This is a genomic window from Pedomonas mirosovicensis (assembly GCF_022569295.1).
Classification (GTDB): Bacteria; Pseudomonadota; Alphaproteobacteria; order Sphingomonadales; family Sphingomonadaceae; genus Pedomonas; species Pedomonas mirosovicensis.
The window spans coordinates 478,702-499,042 of the sequence record NZ_JAKFIA010000002.1; the positions used below are offsets into that span (position 1 = coordinate 478,702).

General features: G+C 65.8%; 19 protein-coding genes. 8 read left to right on the plus strand and 11 right to left on the minus strand.

Annotation, left to right across the window (positions count from 1 at the left end):
• Positions 1-73 precede the first annotated feature (73 nt).
• Entirely contained in the window at positions 74-985 is a 912-nt protein-coding gene (locus tag L0C21_RS15120) for a LysR substrate-binding domain-containing protein (protein WP_259279264.1), read from the minus strand.
• 204 nt (positions 986-1,189) lie between these two features.
• Between L0C21_RS15120 and L0C21_RS15125 the strand changes: the two genes are divergently transcribed.
• Genes L0C21_RS15125 through L0C21_RS15135 form a run of 3 tightly spaced genes read left to right on the plus strand, consistent with a single transcriptional unit; the run spans position 1,190 to position 6,984 of the window.
• Positions 1,190-4,387 carry an efflux RND transporter permease subunit gene (locus tag L0C21_RS15125; protein ID WP_259279265.1) on the plus strand — a complete coding sequence of 1,066 codons (3,198 nt, stop codon included), beginning with the start codon at positions 1,190-1,192 and terminating at the stop codon, positions 4,385-4,387.
• The gene (locus tag L0C21_RS15130; protein WP_259279266.1) at positions 4,380-5,588 is read left to right on the plus strand and encodes an efflux RND transporter periplasmic adaptor subunit; all 1,209 of its coding nucleotides are present in this window, start codon (positions 4,380-4,382) and stop codon (positions 5,586-5,588) included. The genes L0C21_RS15125 and L0C21_RS15130 overlap by 8 nt, the downstream gene beginning before the upstream one ends.
• Positions 5,578-6,984, plus strand: coding sequence for an efflux transporter outer membrane subunit (locus tag L0C21_RS15135; protein WP_259279267.1), 1,407 nt, complete (start codon positions 5,578-5,580; stop codon positions 6,982-6,984). The genes L0C21_RS15130 and L0C21_RS15135 overlap by 11 nt, the downstream gene beginning before the upstream one ends.
• Before the next feature lie 64 nt (positions 6,985-7,048).
• Here L0C21_RS15135 and L0C21_RS15140 read toward each other — a convergent pair whose 3' ends face one another.
• The gene (locus L0C21_RS15140) at positions 7,049-7,585 is read right to left on the minus strand and encodes a carboxymuconolactone decarboxylase family protein (RefSeq protein ID WP_259279268.1); all 537 of its coding nucleotides are present in this window, start codon (positions 7,583-7,585) and stop codon (positions 7,049-7,051) included.
• Positions 7,586-7,718: 133 nt separating this feature from the next.
• On the opposite strand from L0C21_RS15140, the gene L0C21_RS15145 reads away from it, so the two are divergent.
• Positions 7,719-8,666: an AraC family transcriptional regulator gene (locus L0C21_RS15145; protein WP_259279269.1), complete on the plus strand. Its 948-nt coding sequence runs from the start codon at positions 7,719-7,721 to the stop codon at positions 8,664-8,666.
• Between the two features lie 28 nt (positions 8,667-8,694).
• Here the strand turns inward: L0C21_RS15145 and L0C21_RS15150 are convergent, their stop codons facing one another.
• Together L0C21_RS15150 and L0C21_RS15155 are read right to left on the minus strand one after the other, a co-directional pair.
• Positions 8,695-10,149, minus strand: a complete 1,455-nt coding sequence (locus tag L0C21_RS15150) for a mannitol dehydrogenase family protein (protein WP_259279270.1) — start codon at positions 10,147-10,149, stop codon at positions 8,695-8,697.
• The gene (locus tag L0C21_RS15155) at positions 10,146-11,633 is read right to left on the minus strand and encodes a UxaA family hydrolase (RefSeq protein WP_259279526.1); all 1,488 of its coding nucleotides are present in this window, start codon (positions 11,631-11,633) and stop codon (positions 10,146-10,148) included. Before L0C21_RS15155 ends, L0C21_RS15150 begins: the two co-directional genes overlap by 4 nt.
• A gap of 265 nt (positions 11,634-11,898) precedes the next feature.
• On the opposite strand from L0C21_RS15155, the gene uxaC reads away from it, so the two are divergent.
• Positions 11,899-13,305, plus strand: a complete 1,407-nt coding sequence (uxaC, locus tag L0C21_RS15160; protein ID WP_259279527.1) for a glucuronate isomerase — start codon at positions 11,899-11,901, stop codon at positions 13,303-13,305.
• Here the strand turns inward: uxaC and L0C21_RS15165 are convergent.
• From L0C21_RS15165 to L0C21_RS15185, 5 genes are all read right to left on the minus strand, one after another.
• A complete protein-coding gene (locus L0C21_RS15165; RefSeq protein WP_259279271.1) occupies positions 13,281-14,075 on the minus strand; it encodes an HvfC/BufC N-terminal domain-containing protein in 795 nt (264 codons plus the stop codon). The genes uxaC and L0C21_RS15165 overlap by 25 nt on opposite strands.
• Positions 14,072-14,899, minus strand: coding sequence for an MNIO family bufferin maturase (bufB, locus tag L0C21_RS15170; protein ID WP_259279272.1), 828 nt, complete (start codon positions 14,897-14,899; stop codon positions 14,072-14,074). The genes L0C21_RS15165 and bufB overlap by 4 nt, the downstream gene beginning before the upstream one ends.
• 57 nt (positions 14,900-14,956) lie before the next feature.
• Entirely contained in the window at positions 14,957-15,220 is a 264-nt protein-coding gene (gene bufA2, locus L0C21_RS15175; protein ID WP_259279273.1) for a BufA2 family periplasmic bufferin-type metallophore, read from the minus strand.
• A 73-nt stretch (positions 15,221-15,293) separates the two neighbouring features.
• A complete protein-coding gene (locus L0C21_RS15180) occupies positions 15,294-15,935 on the minus strand; it encodes a DUF1109 domain-containing protein (RefSeq protein ID WP_259279528.1) in 642 nt (213 codons plus the stop codon).
• Positions 15,936-15,946: 11 nt separating this feature from the next.
• Entirely contained in the window at positions 15,947-16,483 is a 537-nt protein-coding gene (locus L0C21_RS15185; protein ID WP_259279274.1) for a sigma-70 family RNA polymerase sigma factor, read from the minus strand.
• A 218-nt stretch (positions 16,484-16,701) separates the two neighbouring features.
• Here L0C21_RS15185 and L0C21_RS15190 point away from each other — a divergent pair, with 218 nt between their 5' ends.
• Together L0C21_RS15190 and L0C21_RS15195 are read left to right on the plus strand one after the other, a co-directional pair.
• Positions 16,702-16,974, plus strand: a complete 273-nt coding sequence (locus tag L0C21_RS15190) for a BufA1 family periplasmic bufferin-type metallophore (protein WP_259279529.1) — start codon at positions 16,702-16,704, stop codon at positions 16,972-16,974.
• Positions 16,975-17,051: 77 nt separating this feature from the next.
• A complete protein-coding gene (locus L0C21_RS15195) occupies positions 17,052-17,489 on the plus strand; it encodes a DoxX family protein (protein WP_259279275.1) in 438 nt (145 codons plus the stop codon).
• A gap of 136 nt (positions 17,490-17,625) precedes the next feature.
• Here L0C21_RS15195 and L0C21_RS15200 read toward each other — a convergent pair whose 3' ends face one another.
• Positions 17,626-18,045, minus strand: a complete 420-nt coding sequence (locus tag L0C21_RS15200; protein ID WP_259279276.1) for a MarR family winged helix-turn-helix transcriptional regulator — start codon at positions 18,043-18,045, stop codon at positions 17,626-17,628.
• A gap of 178 nt (positions 18,046-18,223) precedes the next feature.
• Here L0C21_RS15200 and L0C21_RS15205 point away from each other — a divergent pair, with 178 nt between their 5' ends.
• Positions 18,224-19,930 (plus strand): chloride channel protein, encoded by a 1,707-nt coding sequence (locus tag L0C21_RS15205; RefSeq protein ID WP_374940286.1) that lies wholly within the window; start codon positions 18,224-18,226, stop codon positions 19,928-19,930.
• Between the two features lie 20 nt (positions 19,931-19,950).
• On the opposite strand, the gene L0C21_RS15210 is transcribed toward L0C21_RS15205, so the two are convergent.
• On the minus strand, positions 19,951-20,295 hold the full coding sequence (locus L0C21_RS15210; RefSeq protein ID WP_259279277.1) for an I78 family peptidase inhibitor: 345 nt from the start codon (positions 20,293-20,295) through the stop codon (positions 19,951-19,953).
• Positions 20,296-20,341: the final 46 nt, after the last annotated feature.

Sequence of the window (20,341 nt, forward strand, 5' to 3'; positions counted from 1 at the left end):
GGCCTCGCAGTTCTGCTGCGGGGCCGTTCTCGCTTGCGGCCCCGGTTCTCCGACTCCTGGGCTCTCCGCCCTTTCAGCCTGCGGCTTGCGTCTGCTTTCGGTTTTCGTCGAGCACCGTCGCCTTGAACTTCTGAGCCGTTGGCGAGAGCTCCTGGTTGTGGATCAGCCAGAGGCGGCTTGTCACCGGCGCCGCAAAGGGGCGGAACACGAGGTTGTCCACGTGTAGTCGCGCCAGCGACCGGGCAAGAACCGTCGCGCCGAATCCGGCTGCCACGAGACCGAGCAGGGTGGAAAGGCTGCTGGCCTGGTAAGCCACATTGGGCGCGAAGCCCGCCTGCTCGCACAGGCCGATGAAATGCTCATTGAAGCCCGCGCCGTTGACCGGGCCATAGAGCACCAGTGGGTGCCCCGCCAGGTCGGCGATGCAGGGATCCGCCTTGCGCTGCGCCAGTGGATGATCCGCGCGGATGGTGAGCACCATATCCTCTTCCAGAAGGCAGTGCGAGACCATGCCATCGGGCAGAACCGGCCTCTCGAAGCCGCGGACGAGCCCGATATCGAGGTGCCGGTCCTTCACCTGCTCGATCTGCGCGTCCCGCCCCAACTCCTGCAATGTCAGCTCGACATTGGGATGAGACTGCCGGAACCGGTAAAGCGCGCTGGCGATGCTGGGTACGAACGGCCCGGATGACGGAAAGCCAAGGCCGAGATGACCGATTTCACCGCGCTGCGCGAGCCGAGCGGTTTGCACCGCACGTTCGGCCTGTTGCAATGTCAGTCGCGCCTGTGGCTCGAACAATTGCCCGGCCTCCGTCAGGCAAACCCGGCGGCTGGTGCGGTCGAACAGCCGCACGCCCAGTTCTTCCTCCAGGGCGCGGATCTGCTGGCTCAAGGGTGGCTGCGAAATGCCCAATCGGTTGGCGGCACGCCCGAAGTGCATCTCCTCGGCAACGCAGAGGAAATAGCGAAGGTGTCTCAGGTCCATAGATCAAGTCCTGCAACGTATCGATTGAGCCATATTATATATTAGACGCAGAAAGACCAAGGCGGCAGAAACCATCAGTCATTGTCTGCTAGCAAGGTCGGCCAACCTGTGTCTGGCGGGCGATAAAAGGGTATAAAAAAGAAATCGGCAGGCGCGACGCAGCATGGCGCGCTGGTTTCGTGCGTATCGCCAGGGGGAAACAGGATGATCGGCATCGTTAAGGTTGCGTTGCATCGGCCGCTCACCTTCATCGTGATGGCGATTCTTATCGCGATTGTCGGCATCCTCGCTGCCCTGCGGACGCCGGTCGACATCTTCCCTGATATCAAGATCCCCGTGGTCGCGGTGGCCTGGAAGTATACGGGCCTGCCGCCGCAGGACATGTCCGACCGCATCATCACGCCCTATGAGCGCGTGCTGACGACGACGGTTAACGACATCGAGCATATCGAGAGCCAGTCCCTTCAGGGCATCGGCGTCGTCAAGATCTTCTTCCAGCCGGGCGCGGACATCCGCACGGCCACGGCGCAGGTGGCGTCCGTTTCGCAGACCATCCTGAAGCAGATGCCGCCGGGCATTACGCCGCCGCTGATCCTCAACTACAGCGCGTCGACCGTGCCAATTCTCCAGCTTGCCCTGTCGGGCGAGGGCTTGTCGGAAAAGCAGCTGTTCGATCTCGGTCAAAATCAGGTCCGGCCCCAGCTGGTAACCATCCCCGGCCTTGCCATGCCCTACCCGTCGGGTGGCCGGGAGCGACAGGTGCAGATCGACCTCGATCCGCTGGCCCTGCACTCCAAGGGATTGTCCGCGCAGGATATCGGCAATGCCATCGCCGCGCAGAACCAGATCAACCCGGCAGGTTTCGTCAAGATCGGCCCGACGCAGTACAGCGTGCGCCTCAACAACGCGCCGGATTCCATCGAGGCGTTGAACGACCTGCCGGTGAAGGTGGTCAACGGAGCCACCATCTATATGCGGGACGTTGCCCACGTGCGCGACGGCAGCGGCCCGCAGCAGAACGTGGTGCACGTGGAAGGGCAGCGCTCGGTGCTGCTCACCGTGCTCAAGAACGGCGCAACCTCCACCCTCGCCATCGTCAATGGCGTCAAGGAAGCGCTGCCGCGCATCGCCGAAACCCTGCCTGAGTCGCTCAAGGTGTTGCCGATCGGCGACCAGTCGCTGTTCGTGAAGGCGGCCGTGGCGGGCGTCGTTCATGAAGGCGCGATCGCCGCCGCGCTCACCTCGCTCATGATTCTCTTGTTCCTGGGCTCATGGCGGTCGACCGTCATCATCGCGCTGTCGATCCCGCTGGCCATTCTCGCGGCCATTGCGGCGCTCGCGGCCTTTGGCCAGACCATGAACGTCATGACGTTGGGTGGCCTTGCGCTGGCGGTCGGCATTCTCGTCGACGACGCGACGGTGACGATCGAGAACATCAACTGGCACCTGGAACAGGGCAAGGGCGTGATGCAGGCGATCATGGACGGCGCGGCGCAGATCGTCACGCCCGCCTTCGTTTCGCTGCTGTGCATCTGCATTGTGTTCGTGCCGATGTTCTTCCTGCCGGGCGTTGCCGGTTTCCTGTTCGTGCCGATGGCGCTGTCGGTGGTGTTCGCGATGATCGCCTCCTTCATCCTGTCGCGCACCCTGGTGCCGACCATGGCGATGTATCTCCTCAAGCCGCACAAGCCCGAGGGCGAGAACCGGCATCTGGCGGGCGCGCCGGGGTCGCATAACCCGCTGGTCCGTTTCCAGCGCGGGTTCGAGCACCGCTTCGAGCGCATCCGCACCGGCTATGTGGGGCTGCTCTATCGGACACTTCAGGCGCGCAAGCCGTTCCTCATCGGCTTCCTCGCGGTCGTCGTCCTGTCGTTCGGGCTGCTGCCGCTGCTGGGCAGCAACTTCTTCCCCAGCGTTGATTCCGGCCAGATCGCCATGCACGTTCGGGTGCCGGTCGGGTCGCGCATCGAGGAAACGGCGGCACGCTTTGACCGCATCGGCCGCGCCATCCGCGAGATCATTCCGGCGAGCGAGCTGGGCGCGGTGACAGACAACATCGGCCTGCCGGTCAGCTCCATCAACACCGTCTACAACAACAGCGGCACCATCGGCCCGCAGGACGGCGACGTTCTGATCGCTTTAAAAGAGGGCCACCGCCCGACCGAGGAGGTGGTCGCCGAGCTGCGCCGCGAACTGCCCCGGCGCTTTCCGGGGACGACCTTCTCGTTCCTGCCCGCTGATATCACCAGCCAGATCCTGAACTTCGGTGCGCCCGCCCCGATCGACATTCAGATCAGCGGCAAGGACGTTGAGGCGAACCGCGCCTACGCGCAGAAGGTGCTGGCAAGGATTGTAACCATTCCGGGCGTCGCCGATGCCCGTATCCATCAGCCCGGTCGCGCGCCGCAGCTGAATGTGGACGTCGACCGGTCGCGCGCCGGACAATACGGTCTGACCGAGCGCGACGTTACCACCAGCCTGGCAAGCTCACTTGCCGGTACGTCGCAGACGTCCCCTGTTTTCTTTGTCGATCCGAAGAGCGGGGTGTCCTACCCGGTCGTCGCCCAGACCCCGGAATACCGGGTGGGCACGATCAGCGATCTGTCCAACGTGCCGGTTTCCGGCGCTGGGGCGGACGCCACCCAGCCGCTCGGCGGCCTTGCCTCGATCCACCGGTCCAACACCGTGCCGGTGGTCACTCACTATAACATCAAGCCGGTGCTCGACGTTTTTGCGACGACCCAGGGGCGCGATCTCGGCGCGGTTGCGAGCGACATTCAGGGCGTGCTCGCCTCTCTGGAGAAGGAAGTGCCCAAGGGCACGACTGTCACCCTGCGCGGCCAATACGAGACGATGAACACCGCCTTCTCCGGCCTTGGCTTCGGCCTCGCCGGCGCAATCCTGCTCATCTATCTGCTGATCGTCGTCAATTTCCAGAGCTGGGTTGACCCCTTCGTCATCATCACTGCGTTGCCTGCGGCGCTGGCAGGCATCATCTGGATGCTGTTCACCACCGGCACCACCCTGTCGGTGCCGGCGCTCACCGGCGCGATCATGTGCATGGGCGTCGCCACCGCCAACTCGATCCTCGTCGTCAGCTTCGCGCGCGAACAGCTGGAGGTGCTGGGAGATGCCACCCAGGCCGCCCTGCAGGCGGGTCTGGTCCGCTTCCGCCCGGTGCTGATGACCGCGCTCGCCATGATTATCGGCATGGCGCCGATGGCGCTTGGTCTTGGCGAGGGCGGCGAACAGAATGCCCCGCTCGGCCGTGCGGTGATCGGCGGCCTTATTTGCGCGACGATCGCGACTCTCTTCTTCGTGCCCACAGTCTTCAGCTTCGTCCACCGGCATCGCCGTCACGCGAAGGAGACGACCATGGAATTGCAGCCCAGCCATGTCTGAGATTATGCCCATCCAAAATCCATCCAGCGCAGGTCCCAGCTCCCGCGCGCTGAAGCGTTTCGGCATCGGCGCGGCGATCATCGCGCTCGCCGTCGTCGCCATCGGAACGGCATCGCGGATCCACGCAACCGAGGAACTGCGCGAGGTCGCGGCAAGCGCTGCGGTCCCCGTCGTTGCCGTCGTCACCCCAACCCCGGAGACGGGCGCAGGTGAACTGGTGCTGCCGGGCAATGTGGCTGCCTACAACAGCGCGGCCATCTATGCGCGCACCAACGGCTATGTGCAGCGCTGGCTCGCCGACATCGGCGACCACGTGCGCGCCGGGCAAACGCTTGCCGTTTTAGACGCGCCGGAAGTCGAACAGGAACTGGCTCAGGCAGAGGCGGACTATCAGACCGCGCTGGCGAACCAGAAGCTCGCCGAAGTCACCGCCAAGCGCTGGAGCGCGCTGCTGGCCGAAGATGCGGTGTCGCGGCAGGAGGCGGATGAAAAGTCCGGCGATCTAGCCGCCAAGACCGCGCTCGCCAATGCCGCGCTCGCCAATGTGCGGCGGCTTCAGGCACTGCACGGCTTCACGGAATTGAAAGCCCCGTTCGACGGCGTGGTTACCAGCCGGTCGGCGCAGATCGGCGCGCTGGTGGTGGCCGGCAATGCCGCCGCCCAGCCGCTCTTCACCGTATCCGACACGCATCGGATGCGCGTTTACGTGCGCGTGCCGCAGGGTTATTCGGCGCAGGTGAAGCCGGGCACCTCGGCCACGCTCACCGTGCCGGAATATCCCGGCCGCACGTTTCCGGCAAAGCTGGTCCGTAGCGCGGGGGCTGTCGATCCGCAGTCCGGATCGGTGCTGGTTGAATTGCAGGCGGACAATAAGGGCAACGAGCTGAAGCCCGGCGCCTATGCCCAGGTGCGATTCGATCTCGAAGGCGGGCACAGCAACGGTCTCAGCCTGCCGGGCAACGCTATCCTCTACGGGAACGATGGCCCCACCGTTGCCGTGGTTGACGATAAAGGCCAGGTCACCGTGAAGCCCATCACCATTGCGCGCGACGAAGGCAACAGCGTCATCGTCTCCAATGGTGTTGCGCCGACGGACCGGGTGATCAACACGCCGCCCGATGCCATCCGCACCGGCGACCATGTGAAGGTGCAAACGGCCACCGTGGCGTCCGCTGAAAAGGGCAAGACGCATGCGGGTTAACGGCTGCGCCGCGCTCGCGCTGGCGCTGCTCGCGGGCTGCTCCATGGCGCCGGAGTATCGGCCGCCGGAAACACAAGTGCCCGCGACCTTCAAGGAAGTGGACGGCTGGGCCGCTGCCAACCCGATGGATGATGCCCCGCGCGGGGCATGGTGGGAGGCGTTTGGCGACCCGGTGCTCGATGATCTGGAAAATCGTGCAGCCAAGGCGAGCCCCACGCTGGCGGCGGCGCTCGCCCGCTATGACCAGGCGCGCGCCATCGCCCGGATCGACGCTTCCGATCTTCTGCCGGAGGTCGACGCCGTGGGGCAGGCGAGCCGCGAGCGCGTGTCGGGCAACCGGCCGCTCGCCAACGGCACGCCGCAAACCTACAGCGACTACACCGTCGGCGGCGTGCTGGATTACGAGCTGGATCTCTGGGGTCGTATCCGCGACAGCGTGAAGGCATCCCGCGCCGATGCCGCTGCAAGCGCGGCTGATCTTGCCTCGGCGCAGCTCAGCCTGCAGGCGGCGGTAGCGGACGCCTATGCGCGCCTGCGTGGTCTTGATGCGGAGGCCGCGCTGCTGCGCCAGACGGTCGAGGCTTACGCGAAGGCCTATACGCTGACCTCGAAGCGGTATGATGGCGGCATCGCCACGGCCATCGATGTCAACCGCGCGAAAACCGTGCTCGGCAACGCCCGCGCCCAGATCTCTGCGGTGGCCAACGAACGGGCCGCAACCGAGCATGAAATTGCCGCGCTGGTGGGGGCGGTCGCATCCGATTTCTCCATTCCGGCCCGCGTCCAACCACTCAAGGCGCCTGCGTTGCCGACGGGCCTGCCATCCGAGTTGCTGCAACGCCGCCCGGATGTGGCGGCGGCCGAGCGGCGCATGTTCGCCGCCAATGCGCGCATCGGCGTGGCGCGGGCCGCCTTTTTCCCCACCGTGACCCTTGGCCTCAGCGGCGGGTGGGAGACGACCCACGGAAAATTGCTGCAAACGCCCAACAGCTTCTGGGGTCTTGGCCCACTCTCGGCCGTGCTGCCGTTGTTCGATGGCGGCCGCCGCAGCGCGCAGGTGAAGCTATCTCGCGCTGATTATGAGGAGCTTGCGGCGAACTATCGGGAAACGGTGCTCACCGCCTTCCGGCAGGTGGAGGATGCGATCGCCGCCAACCGTCATCTCGCCACGCAGGCCGTCGATCAGCGCAGCGCGGCGGAAGCGGCGGAGCGGACCAGCCAGTTGGCGTTCAAGCGCTATCGGGATGGGGCGTCGGATTATCTGGAGGTCGTGACTGCCCAAACCGATGCGCTGCAAGCCCAGCGCGCGTTGCTCGCGGTTGAGACCCAACAAATGCGCGCCAGCATTGCCCTGGTGCGGGCGTTGGGCGGCGGGCCCGTAAATCCGCAATCCTGAACGGCACCGGCTGGCAGCCGGCGGCGACGTTGCCAAGGCAACGTCGCCATGCCGTGCGCTTTGTTTAGTCAACCGCGGGGAAATCAACGTCCGTGTCGTTGATGCGGTTGAAGACGTTGGTGAAGATGATCGCCGAGATGGCCAGGCTGATCTCGACCAGTTGCTGGTCGGTGTAGCCGGCGGCCTTGATGGCAGCATACTGCTCGCTCGGGATCGTGCCGCTGGTTAATGCCAGATACCGTACGAAGGAAGCCAGAGCATCGCGCTGCGCGTCACCCGTCAGTTCGCCCTGGCGCAGTTGGCGCAGCGTCTCGGGCGACAGGCCCGCCATCTTGCCGACCAGGCTGTGCGCGGCCACGCAGTAATCGCAATCGACGGTGGTGCTGATGACCAGCTTGATGGTCTCGATATCCTTCTTGCTGAGGGAGCTCGCGGTCAGCACCGCATCGACCTCGAGCATTACATTGAGGGCTGCCGGTTGCAGCGCACCGATGGCGGCATAAGCATTGGGGACCTTGCCCAGGGACTTCTTGATGCGGGCGAAGAGATCAGCGGTCGCGCCGGTTGCGGCTTCAACGGCGGGGACTTGAATGCGGGACATCGTACACTCCTTTGGTTTTCCGTCGGGCGACCACCGCCCGGTCCATGAGTGGCAAACTATCCCTGAGCGCTGATATTGATAATGCCGAGGGATCTCTTTAACATGCTCAATCGTCTCAACGATGGGCTCATGCATGACCTCGACCGACTGGCTCAGCCAACTGCTCTCCATGGTGCCCGTCAGCGGCGCGCTCGATTATCGCTGCATGCTTGGCACCCCGTGGCGCATTGAGCATCCTTCAACCAGACCCGGAGAAATTCCTTTTCATGCGGTGGTGGAGGGGTCGGCCATCGTCGAAGTGCCGGGCGGCGGGCCACCCCAGCGGCTGGTGGCGGGTGACATTCTCCTTCTGCCGCATGGTTCGCAGCATATTCTGCGTGACGGCAGTAAGGCCGAGCCTGCGCTCGTGCGGGCACGACAGACACTAAGTGTCACCATCAAGGAAAATGATGGGCCCGGCGCGCGGTTCGATATGCTGTGCGGCCGCTTCATCCTCTCCGACATGCATGAGCGTCTGGTCCGCACCTATTTTCCGCTGAGCCTCATCGTGCGCGCGCCTGAAAGCGCCGCTGCGAGCGGCAGTGATACCGGCCAGCGGGTGGCAGGGCTGGTGGCACTGATGCGGGCTGAGTCCGCAAACGAAAATCTGGGCGGCAAGGCCATGCTCAATGCCCTCACTGCGGCGCTCTTCGCCGTCACGATGCGGCTTGCGGGTGAAGCTGGCAGTGCGCCCGAAGGTTTGCTGGCACTGGCGGGCAATCCGCGCCTCACGCCGGCGCTGACCGCGCTGTTCAATGAACCGGCCTATCCCTGGACGCTGCCGGAACTGGCCAGCCGCTGCAACATGTCGCGCGCCACCTTCATCCGCCATTTTCAGGAGCGGCTCGGCCGCTCCGCCGCCGATCTATTGACGGACATCCGCATGACGCTTGCCGCCAATATGCTGCGCGCATCCGATCTTTCGACCGGCGCGGTGGCCGAGGCCGTGGGCTATCAGTCGGAAGCTGCCTTTCAGCGCGCTTTCAAGAGTTACATGGGCGTCACGCCCGCCCAGTGGCGGCGCGACGCGCGCAACCCATAACCACCCAGCTGTCTGCGTCAGCCTCTGGCTACTCTCCGCTGATCGCGGCGGTGGGATTCTCAAGCGCGGCGTAACCCGCCACCAGCGCGGCCCGGAAGCGCGGATCGGCCGCGAGTGCCTGCGGGAAAACGGTCTCCAGCGCTAGGAAGCGCTCCACATCGCTTGCGGCCTCGCCGGTACAGGCGCGGCCGATTTCGGCCAGCCGGTCGGCCAGCGGATCGACGATCTTGACGCCTTCGATCGACCGACGGCGCACAAAGCGCATCCACGCCGCAACCGGCAGCGCCAGCCGGTCGATCGGCGCGCCGGAGGCCAGCCGGTCCGCAATCGTCCCCAGAATGCGGTAAGGCAGCTTTTGCGATCCATCCCAGGCGATCTGGGAGAGCAGGTGGCGGATCGCAGGATTCTGGAAGCGCTTGCGAACCGCCGCGCCATAATCCTCAAGGTTGAGCCCCGGCGTCGCCGTCAGCGTCGGCGCGATATCCTCGCGCATCAGATGCATGACGAAGGTGCTGAGCGCCGGGTCGGCCATGGCGTCGGCCACCGTCTCGTGGCCGAGCAGCAGGCCGATGTAAGCCAGCGTCGAGTGCGGCCCGTTGAGCAGCCGCAGCTTGGCCCGCTCGAACGCCGCCACATCCGAGGTGAAGGTTGCGCCCGTTTCGTCCAGCGCAGGACGAGGCCCGGCGAAGGTATCCTCGATCACCCACTGGGTGAAGGCCTCGCGCTGGATCGGCCAGGCGTCCTCCAGCCCGAGCGCATCGCTCACGCGGGCGCGCAAGGCGTCGTCGGTCGCGGGCGTGATGGAATCGACCATGGTGCAGGGAAACCGCGCCTCGTCCTCGATCCATGCGGCGAGCGCCGGGTCTTTTGCGCGGGCGAGGTCGAGCACCGCGCGGCGCAATTTGGTGCCGTTGGAGGTCAGGTTGTCGCAACTGGCGACGGTGAAGGCGGGTAGCCCCGCGCTGCGGCGCAGGCGCAGGCCCTCGACCAGCCAGCCGATGACGCTGGCGGGCGCGGCTCCCTCGCGCAGATCCTGCTGAATATCCGGATGGTCCCTATCGAGCCCGCCATCGGGGGCGAGGCAGTAGCCTTTCTCGGTAACGGTCAGTGTCACCAAGTGGGTCGTTGGCGCGGCAAGACGCGCCCGCACTCTGGCGGCATCCTCGGCGGCGACGATCACTGCGTCGAGCGCGCCGATCACCCGCATCGAGGGCGCTTCGTCCAGCACCGCGAGGGTGTAAAGCCAGTCCTGCGGGGCCAGGGCATCGCGCACGCCGGTGCTCTTGAGGGCCACCGCCGCAATGCCCCAGCGCGGGTCGCTGGCCAGCAGCGCATCCACATGCGCCGCCTGATGCGCGCGGAAAAAGGCGCTCGGCCCGAAGTGCACGATGCCGGGGGCGTGTCCGCCGCGATCGTAGCGCGGCTGTTGCACGGAGGCGGGCAGGGCGGCAAGGGTCTGCCGCGATAGTCTGGGCTTGCTCATAGGGTCACGCCATTCTTCCAGATCGCGATTTCGCGCTCTTCGTTGATCTCGTTCTTCGCCGGCTTGCCGGAGGCCACCTCAATGATCAGCCGCATCAGGTCCTCCGCGGCCGTGTCCATGTCCGTGCCCGCCGCAATCGGCCCGGCATCGAAGTCGATCCAGTGCGGCTTGCGCTCGGCCAGCGCCGAGTTGGTGGCGATTTTCAGCGTCGGCACAGGGAAGCCCAGAGGCGTGCCGCGCCCCGTGGTGAACAGGAGGATGGTCGCGCCCGCCGCCACCAGCGCTGTGGAAGACACGGCGTCGTTGCCCGGCGCTTCCAGAAACGCCAGGCCCTTGCGGGTGGCGCGCTCGCCATAGCGCAGCACCTGCGTCACCATGGCCCGGCCCGCCTTCTGCACCGCGCCCAGCGATTTTTCCTCCAGCGTGGTGATGCCGCCCGCGATGTTGCCGGGAGAGGGGTTTTCGTAAACCGGCTGGTTGTGGTCGAGGAAATAGCGCTTGAAGCCGTTCAGCACCTCGGCCATCGCCTCGAACACCTGTTCGTCGGCGGCGCGCTCCATCAGCGGGTGCTCCGCGCCGAAAATCTCGGGGATTTCCGTCAGGATCGGCGTGCCGCCCGCACTCGCCAGCATGTCCGCGATCCGCCCCACGAGGGGATTGGCGGTGAGCCCGCTGAAGCCGTCGGACCCGCCGCACTTGAGGCCGATCGCCAGCGCGGAAAGCGGGCAGGGCTCGCGCCGGTCCTGCGCGGCCAGCGCCACCAGTTCCTCCAGCGCTGCGAGCCCGGCCTCGGTTTCATCCTCCGCCATCTGGGCGGCAAAGGCGCGGATGCGGCCGTGGTCCGGCACCTCGGCCAGCAGCTTGTCGAGCTGATTGTTCTCGCAGCCAAGCCCCACGATCAGCACGCCGCCTGCATTGGGATGCGCGGCGAGGCTTGCGAGAACCTTGCGGGTGTGGGCGAGGTCGTCCCCCAGCTGTGAGCAGCCGAAGGGGTGGGTGAGGGCGTGAATGCCGTCCACCCGGCCCACGAAGCGCTGCCCGCCGAGGCGGGCGATCCGCTCGGCCGTGCGGGCGACACAGCCGACGGTCGGCAGTACCCATATTTCGTTGCGCGTGCCCACCAGCCCATTGGCGCGGCGATAGCCGAGGAAGGTGTCGGGAATGCCCGCCGGCGTTGCCCCCGGCTGCGGCGCGGCGGCAGGCGTGTAGGCGTAGTCCTCGATGCCCTCCAGCCGTGTCGCCAGATTGTGGGTATGCACATGGTCGCCCGGCGTGATCGCAGCCTTGGCCCGGCCGATCGGCCAGCCATATTTGTGGACGTTCTCGCCTGCTGCGACGGCCTTGAGGGCGATCTTGTGCCCCTTGGGGATGTCCGTGCGCGCCACAACCGTGCGCCCGCCCGCGCTGACGCTTTCGCCAGCGGAGATGGGGCGCAGGGCGACGGCAACGTCATCTCGCCCATCAATGCAGTGGGCGGCGGGCATGGTGGAGGGCGCGTAAGGATCGGTCTGTGTCATGCCTCGAATGGTAACCGGTGTCATGCAGAAGGCAAGGGGTCGTGTGCTACTGCAAGGCGGCCCGATAGGCTCTGCTACGATTGGGAAGCCTGTAGATCGATTGCGCTGTCCTGTTGCATCCGGTTTTGACACCGGTTACCACTTATCAGGACATCGCGAAGAAGCGTCGCTGCAAGATCAAGCATAAGCAATACCAAGGCATAGGGGAGTGTGATGGCAGAATCGGCTCGTACTGCACGAAGATCGGCTGTTTCCGGCCGAGCCTCAGATCCGCGCGATTGCCTGGCGGCTTTATGGCGAGGTGGCGCGGCTGCCGATCATCAGCCCCCACGGCCACACCGACCCGCGCTGGTTCGCGCAGAACGAAGCGTGGGCCAACCCCACCGAGCTGCTGCTGGCGCCCGACCATTACCTCTACCGCATGCTCTACAGCCAGGGCGTCTCGCTCGAGGCGCTGGGCGTTCCCTCGCGCGCGGGGCCGAGCAAGGCCGATCCCCGCGAAGCGTGGCGGCTGTTTGCAAAGCACTTTTACCTCTTCCGGGGCACGCCGTCGTCCATGTGGCTCAACCACGTGTTCGCCACCGTCTTCGGCATCGACGTGGCGCTGAATGCGAAGACGGCGGACCACTATTACGACATCATCAACGCCGCGCTGGCGACGCCGGATTTTCGGCCGCGCGCCCTGTTTGACCGGTTCAACATCGAACTGCTCGCCACCACCGAGGGGCCGACCGATACGCTGGAGTACCACGAGACCATCCGGTCGAGCGGTTGGCAGGGGCGCGTCGTCACCGCCTACCGGCCCGATCCGGTGATCGACCCAGAGCACGAGCAGTTCCAGGGCGCGCTGGCCCGCTTCGCCGAGCTGACCGGCGAGGATGTGTACGACTGGAACGGCTACCTGCGCGCCCACCGCAAGCGGCGCACGGACTTCATCGCCGTGGGCGCCACCTCAACCGACCACGGCCACCCGACCGCTGCCACCGCCAACCTGTCCCCGGCGGAAGCGGAGGCGCTGTTCCGCAAGGTGACGGGCGGCGATTTCACCGCTGCGGAGGCCGAGCTGTTCCGCGCCCAGATGCTCACAGAAATGGCGCGGATGAGCATTGATGACGGGCTGGTGATGCAAATTCACCCCGGCTCCTTCCGCAACCACAACCAGTGGCTGTTCGAGGCTTACGGCCGCGACAAGGGCGCGGATATCCCGACGCGCACCGATTATGTCCGCGCGCTGAAACCGTTGCTCGATGCCTTCGGCAACGACACCCGCCTGTCGGTGATCGTGTTCACGCTGGATGAAACCAGCTACAGCCGCGAACTGGCCCCGCTCGCGGGTCACTATCCCATCCTCAAGCTGGGCCCGGCCTGGTGGTTCCATGACTCGCCGGAGGGGATGCGCCGCTTCCGCGAGCAGACCACCGAGACGGCGGGTTTCTACAACACCGTCGGCTTCAACGACGACACCCGCGCTTTTCTCTCGATCCCGGCCCGCCACGATGTGGCCCGTCGTATCGACTGCGCCTTCCTCGCCCGCCTCGTTGCCGAGCACCGGCTGGAGGAGGACGAGGCGGCGGAACTCGCGGTGGACCTCGCCTACAATCTCCCCAAACGGGCCTACAAGCTCGACGAAGGTCTCTGATCGGGCGGCAAGGTCCGGACGGCTGGCGCGGTGTCGATGGCGGCGATCATGCCATCGCCCAGCCACCGGCCGAGCCAGCCGCCCGCCAGGGCAAGGCCGTCCGTCTCGCCATGCCGCTCGACCACGAGGGCGCAGAGCGCGCCGAAGGTCATGCCGTTGGCCACATGCGCGAGCGCCGCGGCCTCGGCAGAGTCCAGCGTGCGGAAGCGGGGCGTAAAACCGTTGCGCCACACGGCGAGCATTGCCGGGCGCGGCAGCCGTGCGGCGGCCGGCGGCGTTGATCCCCCATTGATCGCGGACCAGATCGCGGCGGCGTTGGTGGTTGCTTGCTCTAGCTGGAAGGTGGGCACAAGCCGCAGCATGGCATTGTCCCAGTCGATGCCGCTCAGCGCCTCTGCGGAAACGGCAGTAGCATCGACTGCTACGAAAATTTCCGCAAGCGCCCGCTCCAGTCGGGCCAACTCAATCACCTCCACGTCGTTCGGGTAAATCCGTGCAAGCGTTTCAGGGAAATCCCGCGCATAGGCGTCGAGTGTCCAGCTGCCGGGCGGCACGTGGTCGATGTGGGTAGCGGCACTCGCCTCGAAGGCGGCGTCGCCGATCCAGGCGCGCACGGTCTGATAGGTCTCGGCAAGGCAGGCCATCAGCTGGCTGCGATAGGTGTTGAGATAAACGGAAAGCCCGTTCGGGCTGCCCAGCCGTGCGGCAGCATCGGCGGATTCTTCCCTAAGCCAGGCGCGAAAGTCGCGTTGCAGATCGCGCAGGCTCATGCCGCGCCCCGCTGGCTTTGTGCAGCGATGCCGCGGGCGATCTCCAGTTCCGCGAGCAGATCGGCAAGTGGCGGAATATCGTCGTCCCGCTCGATCATCGTCGCAACCGGGCCGACCCGCTTGAGCGCGGCGTCATAGAGCGACCACACCGGCGCAGGCACAGGCTTGTCGTGGGTATCGATCAGGAGGTCGCGGCCCTGGCTATGCCCGGCCAGATGGATCTGGCGCACGCGCTGGGCGGGCACGCCGGCGAGATAGGCGAGCGGATCAAACCCGTGGTTCGCGGCGCTGACGTAAATATTGTTCACATCGAGCAGCAGATCGCAGCCGGTGCGCGCGCAGATCGCGTCGAGAAATTCCCATTCCGTCATCGCGGCGTCGGCGAAGGCGATGTAGCTGGATGGATTTTCGAGCAGCAGCGTGCGCCCCAGCATGTCCTGCGCCATGGCGACGTTGGCGCAGACGACATCCAGCGCCTCCTCGGTATAGGGCAGGGGCAACAGATCGTGGGAGTTGAAGCCGTCGATCCGCGTCCAGCAGAGATGATCGGAGATAAACAATGGCTCGACCTCGTCGGCCAGCGTTTTCAGGCGGCGCAGATAATCGCGGTCGATGCCATCGGCGGAGCCCACCGACATGGAGACACCATGCAGCGCAACCGGGTATCGCCTGCGGATGCGACGCAGAATGTCGCGCGGGCGCCCACCCTCCACCATGAAATTCTCCGAGATCACCTCGACGAAATCGACCGGCACCTGATCTTCAAGAAAATCGGCATAGTGGGGCTTGCGTAGGCCAAGGCCGTGAAGCGGGGCTGCGATCATGACGGATATCCCGGATGGGCAAGGCCCGGCCGCCGGAGCGCAGCCGGGCCAGGAAACTTACTTCGGCGCGGTCAGGCTGCCGCCCTGCGCCTCGCAGGCGGCGGCGGTGAGCATCTTGAAGCCCTGCCCCTTGCAATCGTTCATGCCCTTGCAGTCATTATGGGCAGTCTTGCAGTCCGACTGGCCCTTGCAGGCGTTGATGCCATAGCAGTGAACGGTCTGAGCGCCTTCGGCATGCGCGGGCGCAACCGTGGCGGCGCCGGAAAGCGCAACAGCGGCGGCGGTTGCGGCAAGGCTGAGGCCGGAGGATAAGGTCATCATGGATGAAGCTCCTTCAAGAGATCTGCCGGATCGGCCTCTCTCTTACGAAGGGATGCGCTGTCCGGTTACACGCCTACCAGCGCAGCAGTTTCGGGCCCACGAGCGCGCCCAGGGCCGTCGTCAGCACGATGCCGAGGGTGTACCAGGTGAGCACGAACAGGGCCGAGGTTTCCGGGCAGTGCAGGCAATAGATCGCCGCAGCCAGGGCGCCGGCGGCCAGCCCCGCCGTTGCGCCCGCGGCCCGCAGCCGGGTGGGCGCTAGCCACCGGAACGACCAAAGCAGGCCGATAAAGATCGGCAGGGAAAGCCCCAGCACGGTCCATGAGCAAACCATCCAGCTGTGGCCCAGCCACATGTGCGGCCAGTGGCGCATGGGCGTCGCCGCCAACTCGGCGGCGCAGACGCCAACGAGCAGCAGCACAGGCGCCGCCGCCAGCCACAGCCAGCCGAACGATCCGTCGTCAGGCCGGGCGAGCCGCGCAACCCCGATCACGGCGGAAATCCCGAGCGCGATTGTGTAAATCCACTTCAGCCAGAAGGAGTAGCCCTGCATCGCCAGATGCAGATCCGGGCGGATGCCCAGCAGAACAGCCACCAGCACGGTGGTAATCGCGCCTCCGCCCACAAGGCCAAGGGCAATACGCCGGCTGACTGCGTGGCGGCGCACGGCAGGGACGTCCCGCGTCAGCGATTGAATCAGCTGCTCCGTATCCATCCCGCGTTTTTTCATGGATTGCTCCTGATAAGCGCGGCAAGCGCCTTGAGCCCCCGATGAACCGAAACCTTCACGTCGGATTCGCCGATCTGGGCCCCGCTCGCGGCCTCGGCGACGCTCAGGCCATCGATATGCGTATCGCGTATCGCGCGCGCCTGCTTCGGTGACAGGCTGGCCAGCAGCCGGTCCACATCCAGTCGCGCGGAGGATGCCGCCTCGAAGCCCTCGGTAACCAGAATATCCTCCAGATTTTCAATCGGCACCAAAATCCGGCGTCGGCGGAGATGGTCGATCAGCCTGTAGCGTGCAATCGCATACAGCCACGCCGTGAACGGTCGCTCGCGGTCATAAGTGGCGCGCCGCGTATGGATGGCGATTAATGTCTCCTGCACCAGATCCTCGATATCATCCTCGCCTCCTCGCAGGCGGCGGCGATAGAAGGAGCGTAACAGCGGCACGAGGGCGCGCAGCAGGGCGGCCTGGGCTGCGGCATCGCCATCCAACCCGCCGATCATCCATGCCTGTAGCTGTTCCTCGCTTTCGCGCATTCGCTCTCCCGAACGGGGCTTACGCAATAGACAGGCAACCGGTTACACGCGCCGCGCATTGCCCCTCGAAAAAATGCGGCACGCCACTGTAACCGGCAAACGCTGCGCTGCGTAGGGCCAATCGTGACCCGACATGCCGTCTCCCAAGAAGGGGCACCATGCGCCAGCCGCCTGTTTTCAGTTCAGATGCATGGGAGACGAGAAAAGAGGATCTGCCTATGACCGCAACTCCCGCAGCCATTGCTGCCGCTCTCGCCCTCGCGCTTGCCGCGGGCGCCGCAGAAGCAGCTGAGAAAAACACCCAGCCGATGGAGAAATGCTATGGCATTGCGCTCGCCGGCCAAAACGATTGCAAGGCGGGTGCGGGCACGAGTTGCGCCGGTAGCTCGAAGGTGGATTACCAGGGCAACGCCTGGAAGCTCGTGAAGGCTGGCACCTGCGTCAAGATCAAGACGCCAAAGGGCAACGGCTCCCTCACGCCCAAGGCATAATCTGCGCCCGGCCCGCCCCTGCCGCCCTCCCTTGATGCAGGGAGGCGGGCCGGCGCTTTTTGCAGGAGAGGCGACCCATGCCCTCGCTGATTTCCCTGTACCGCCGCGCAGGCGCGTGGGCGGGTCGATTGATGCCGGATGCCCTGTTGCTGCTCATTGCCCGGCTGGGCATAGCCGCGATCTTCTTCCTGTCCGGCCGTACCAAGGTGGAAGGCGTGCTGACCATTACCGATTCCACCTACGCACTGTTCAGCAGTGAATATGCGCTTCCCTTCCTGGCGCCAGAAACTGCGGCTTATGTGACGACCTATTCCGAGCACTTGTTTCCCATCCTGCTGGCGCTCGGGCTGTTCACCCGGCCAGCGGCGGCAGCTCTTCTCGTCATGACGGCAGTGATCGAAATTTTCGTCTATCCCGATGCCTGGGCAACGCACCTCAGTTGGGCAGGGCTGCTGCTTCTCCTTATTGCCCGCGGTGGCGGGGCATGGTCGCTTGACCGGTTGCTGGATCGTTGAGCGCCCTTTGTCTGCTCAATCGTCTCCGCCGCTTGATCGTGCGTTGTGAACGCCGCCTCGATATTTACATGGCTCTCGCCACCTTTGGATGCACGCTTACCAGCCTCAACCAGATCAGAAAATCTGGTGGAATGTTCTAAAGCGTTTCCAGCAGCGCAATCAGCTCCTGCCGCATCCGGCGCAATTCTGTCCGGTGGATGGCGGACAGCGACGTGAGCAGCGCATTGGCCTGGTCCGTTAACGCCAGCACGACCTGCCGGCGATCCTGCGGCGCGGGTTGCCGGGCCACCAGACCGTGCTGCACCAGCCGATTGGCCAGGCCCGTCGCGCTGTGCGGGCGCAGCATCAGCCGCTCGGCGAGGGCACCGACCGTCAGCCCCTGATCTCCTGCCGCGCGGATGGCCAGCAGCGCCTGATGCTGCTGGGGCGTCAGGCCGGCATCCTCCGCCGCCTGTTCACTGAAGCAGAGAAACCGCCGCAGCGCATGGCGAAGATCAGCCAGGACCCGATAATCCGCATCCGTCAGGGGGCGGGCATCCTGTCTCTGTTCGCGCATTTTCTTCCTCTCCCCAACGGATCTCCAACGGAACGACGATTGATTTATATCGCATTACGATATATCTGCCCGGCGGACCCATCTCCAGCAGGAACCGGAAAACGTGACACGTCAGGCCCCCCAACCCCGCTCCGTTATGCCCAATGTCCGCCTTGCCGACCATAGCGCAGACCAGCGCATGATCCTGCTGGCCGCAATGGCGCTGGTGGTGGGCACAGGCGGTACCCTGGCCGCCTGGGTGCTCTTGAAGCTCATCGCGCTGGTCACCAATCTGGCCTGGCATGGGCGCTTTTCGGTTGCGGAGGCGGATCTGGCATCCCTGGCGGCAAGCCCCATGATTCTGGCGGTGCCGGTGATCGGCAGCCTGATTATCGGCCTGATGGCCCGGTTCGGTTCAGAGAAGATTCGCGGCCATGGTATTCCCGAGGCCATCGAGGCCATTCTCTATGGCCAGAGCCGCATCTCGCCGAAAGTCGCCCTGCTGAAGCCATTGTCCTCCGCCGTTTCCATCGGCAGCGGCGGGCCCTTCGGGGCCGAGGGGCCGATCATCATGACCGGGGGCGCGGTCGGCTCGCTGTTTGCCCAGTGCTTCCGCCTCAGCGCTGCCGAGCGCAAGACGCTGTTGGTGGCGGGCGCCGCCGCCGGCATGACGGCGATTTTCGGCACGCCGGTCGCCGCGGTTTTCCTGGCCGTCGAGGTGCTGCTGTTCGAGTGGAAGCCGCGCAGCCTGGTGCCGGTGATTACCGGCGCGCTTACTGCGATCGCCTGGCGGCCCAGCCTTATCGGCACCGGTGCGCTCTTTCCCTTCGCGGGCGACATTCCTGGGGACTGGTGGGTTTTGCCGCTGGCGGCTGGCATTGGCCTTGGCACCGGCCTTCTCGCCAGTGTCCTGTCGGCCAGCCTCTACCGCATCGAGGATCTGTTTCACCGCCTGCCTGTTCACTGGATGTGGTGGCCGGCGCTTGGCGCGATTGTGGTCGGCATTGGCGGCCTCATTGAGCCGCGCGTGCTCGGGGCCGGATATGGCAATATCCATGATCTGCTGGGTGGCGATATGGTCATGGCCGCCGTTCTCGTGCTGCTGGTCATCAAGGCCATCGTCTGGCTGGTGGCGCTCGGTTCAGGAACGTCCGGCGGCGTGCTCGCCCCGCTGCTCACGCTGGGCGGCGCGCTCGGCTGCCTGCTCGGCCATTGGCTGCCGGGAGAGACGGGCGTCTGGGCGCTGGCGGGTATGGCCGGCATCATGAGCGCCGGGATGCGTGCGCCGCTCACCGGCGCGATCTTCGCCGTCGAGCTGACGGCGCGGCTCGACGCCCTGCCCGTCGCCGTGGCGGCGGCCGGGGCCGGCTATGCCGTGGCCGTGCTGCTGTTGCGCCGCTCCATTCTCACCGAGAAGATCGCGCGGCGCGGCCGCCATATTCAGCAGGAATATGATGTCGATCCGCTGATGCTGACGCAGGTGGGGCAGATCATGACCCCGTCCCCCCAGACCTTGCCTGCCGATATGCCGGCCGTCGAGGCGGCGGACTTCTTTGCCCGCTCGGCCCGTCACCGCACCTATCCGGTGGTGGATGAAGCCGGTCGTCCGGTCGGGCTTGTCTCCCGCGCCGATGCCCTGCGCTGGCGGGTCAGCGACCTGCCGGAAGGGGCCATTCTTGGGGATCTGCTGTCCGACCGCTCCCTCGTGCTGGCACGGCCCGACATGCCCGCGGGCGTGGTCGCCGACCTGATGGTGACCGAAGACGCCGGGCGGGTGCCGGTCGTCGATCCGGTCAGCGGCAAGCTCGTCGGCATCCTCGCCCGCCGCGATCTGTTGCAGGCGCGCGCCGGACAGCAGCGCACCGAGCAGGAGCGCGAGCGCTTTCTCAGCGGCCTGTCGGCCTGAACGCGGGGGCGGGGCAGGCCTCAGCCGCAGCGGGCGCGCACGATCTTCTCTTCAGCGTCCAGCTCCAGGTTCAGCCGGTCCTGGCGGAAATCCATGGTGACGGCCTGCCCCGGCCGGATGATGCGGAGGGTGGTTGCGCCGCTCGCCTTGCGGGCGTTTTCGGCAAGGGCGTCCGAATAGGCTTGGCCCACGATGTCCTGCACCTTCTCCGCATCGCAGCTGCTGGACAGGGCTGGGGCGGTCGTAGCCTCGGGCGCTGCCGCGCCCGCGCCGGAGGTGTCGGCCGTCTGCGCCGCGCAGGCGCTCAGCAACACGGCCCCCAGCAGCATCGGGGCGCTCATCAGTCCAAACCGCTCCATCGTCATCCGCCTTTCTCCCTCAGGGTGTGAGTCAACGGTTAGGCATGGCGGA

Bases quoted from the DNA above. Each gene is read 5' to 3' on its own strand.
- L0C21_RS15125 (WP_259279265.1), top strand. From the start codon at position 1,190: ATGATCGGCATCGTTAAGGTTGCGTTGCATCGGCCGCTCACCTTCATC.
- L0C21_RS15180 (WP_259279528.1), bottom strand. From the start codon at position 15,935: ATGGATACGGAGCAGCTGATTCAATCGCTGACGCGGGACGTCCCTGCC.
- bufB (WP_259279272.1), bottom strand. From the start codon at position 14,899: ATGATCGCAGCCCCGCTTCACGGCCTTGGCCTACGCAAGCCCCACTAT.
- L0C21_RS15205 (WP_374940286.1), top strand. From the start codon at position 18,224: ATGATCCTGCTGGCCGCAATGGCGCTGGTGGTGGGCACAGGCGGTACC.
- L0C21_RS15140 (WP_259279268.1), bottom strand. From the start codon at position 7,585: ATGTCCCGCATTCAAGTCCCCGCCGTTGAAGCCGCAACCGGCGCGACC.
- L0C21_RS15165 (WP_259279271.1), bottom strand. From the start codon at position 14,075: ATGAGCCTGCGCGATCTGCAACGCGACTTTCGCGCCTGGCTTAGGGAA.
- L0C21_RS15190 (WP_259279529.1), top strand. From the start codon at position 16,702: ATGACCGCAACTCCCGCAGCCATTGCTGCCGCTCTCGCCCTCGCGCTT.
- L0C21_RS15135 (WP_259279267.1), top strand. From the start codon at position 5,578: ATGCGGGTTAACGGCTGCGCCGCGCTCGCGCTGGCGCTGCTCGCGGGC.
- L0C21_RS15120 (WP_259279264.1), bottom strand. From the start codon at position 985: ATGGACCTGAGACACCTTCGCTATTTCCTCTGCGTTGCCGAGGAGATG.
- L0C21_RS15130 (WP_259279266.1), top strand. From the start codon at position 4,380: ATGTCTGAGATTATGCCCATCCAAAATCCATCCAGCGCAGGTCCCAGC.
- L0C21_RS15145 (WP_259279269.1), top strand. From the start codon at position 7,719: ATGACCTCGACCGACTGGCTCAGCCAACTGCTCTCCATGGTGCCCGTC.
- L0C21_RS15185 (WP_259279274.1), bottom strand. From the start codon at position 16,483: ATGCGCGAAAGCGAGGAACAGCTACAGGCATGGATGATCGGCGGGTTG.
- L0C21_RS15210 (WP_259279277.1), bottom strand. From the start codon at position 20,295: ATGACGATGGAGCGGTTTGGACTGATGAGCGCCCCGATGCTGCTGGGG.
- L0C21_RS15195 (WP_259279275.1), top strand. From the start codon at position 17,052: ATGCCCTCGCTGATTTCCCTGTACCGCCGCGCAGGCGCGTGGGCGGGT.
- L0C21_RS15200 (WP_259279276.1), bottom strand. From the start codon at position 18,045: ATGCGCGAACAGAGACAGGATGCCCGCCCCCTGACGGATGCGGATTAT.
- bufA2 (WP_259279273.1), bottom strand. From the start codon at position 15,220: ATGATGACCTTATCCTCCGGCCTCAGCCTTGCCGCAACCGCCGCCGCT.
- L0C21_RS15155 (WP_259279526.1), bottom strand. From the start codon at position 11,633: ATGCCCGCCGCCCACTGCATTGATGGGCGAGATGACGTTGCCGTCGCC.
- L0C21_RS15150 (WP_259279270.1), bottom strand. From the start codon at position 10,149: ATGAGCAAGCCCAGACTATCGCGGCAGACCCTTGCCGCCCTGCCCGCC.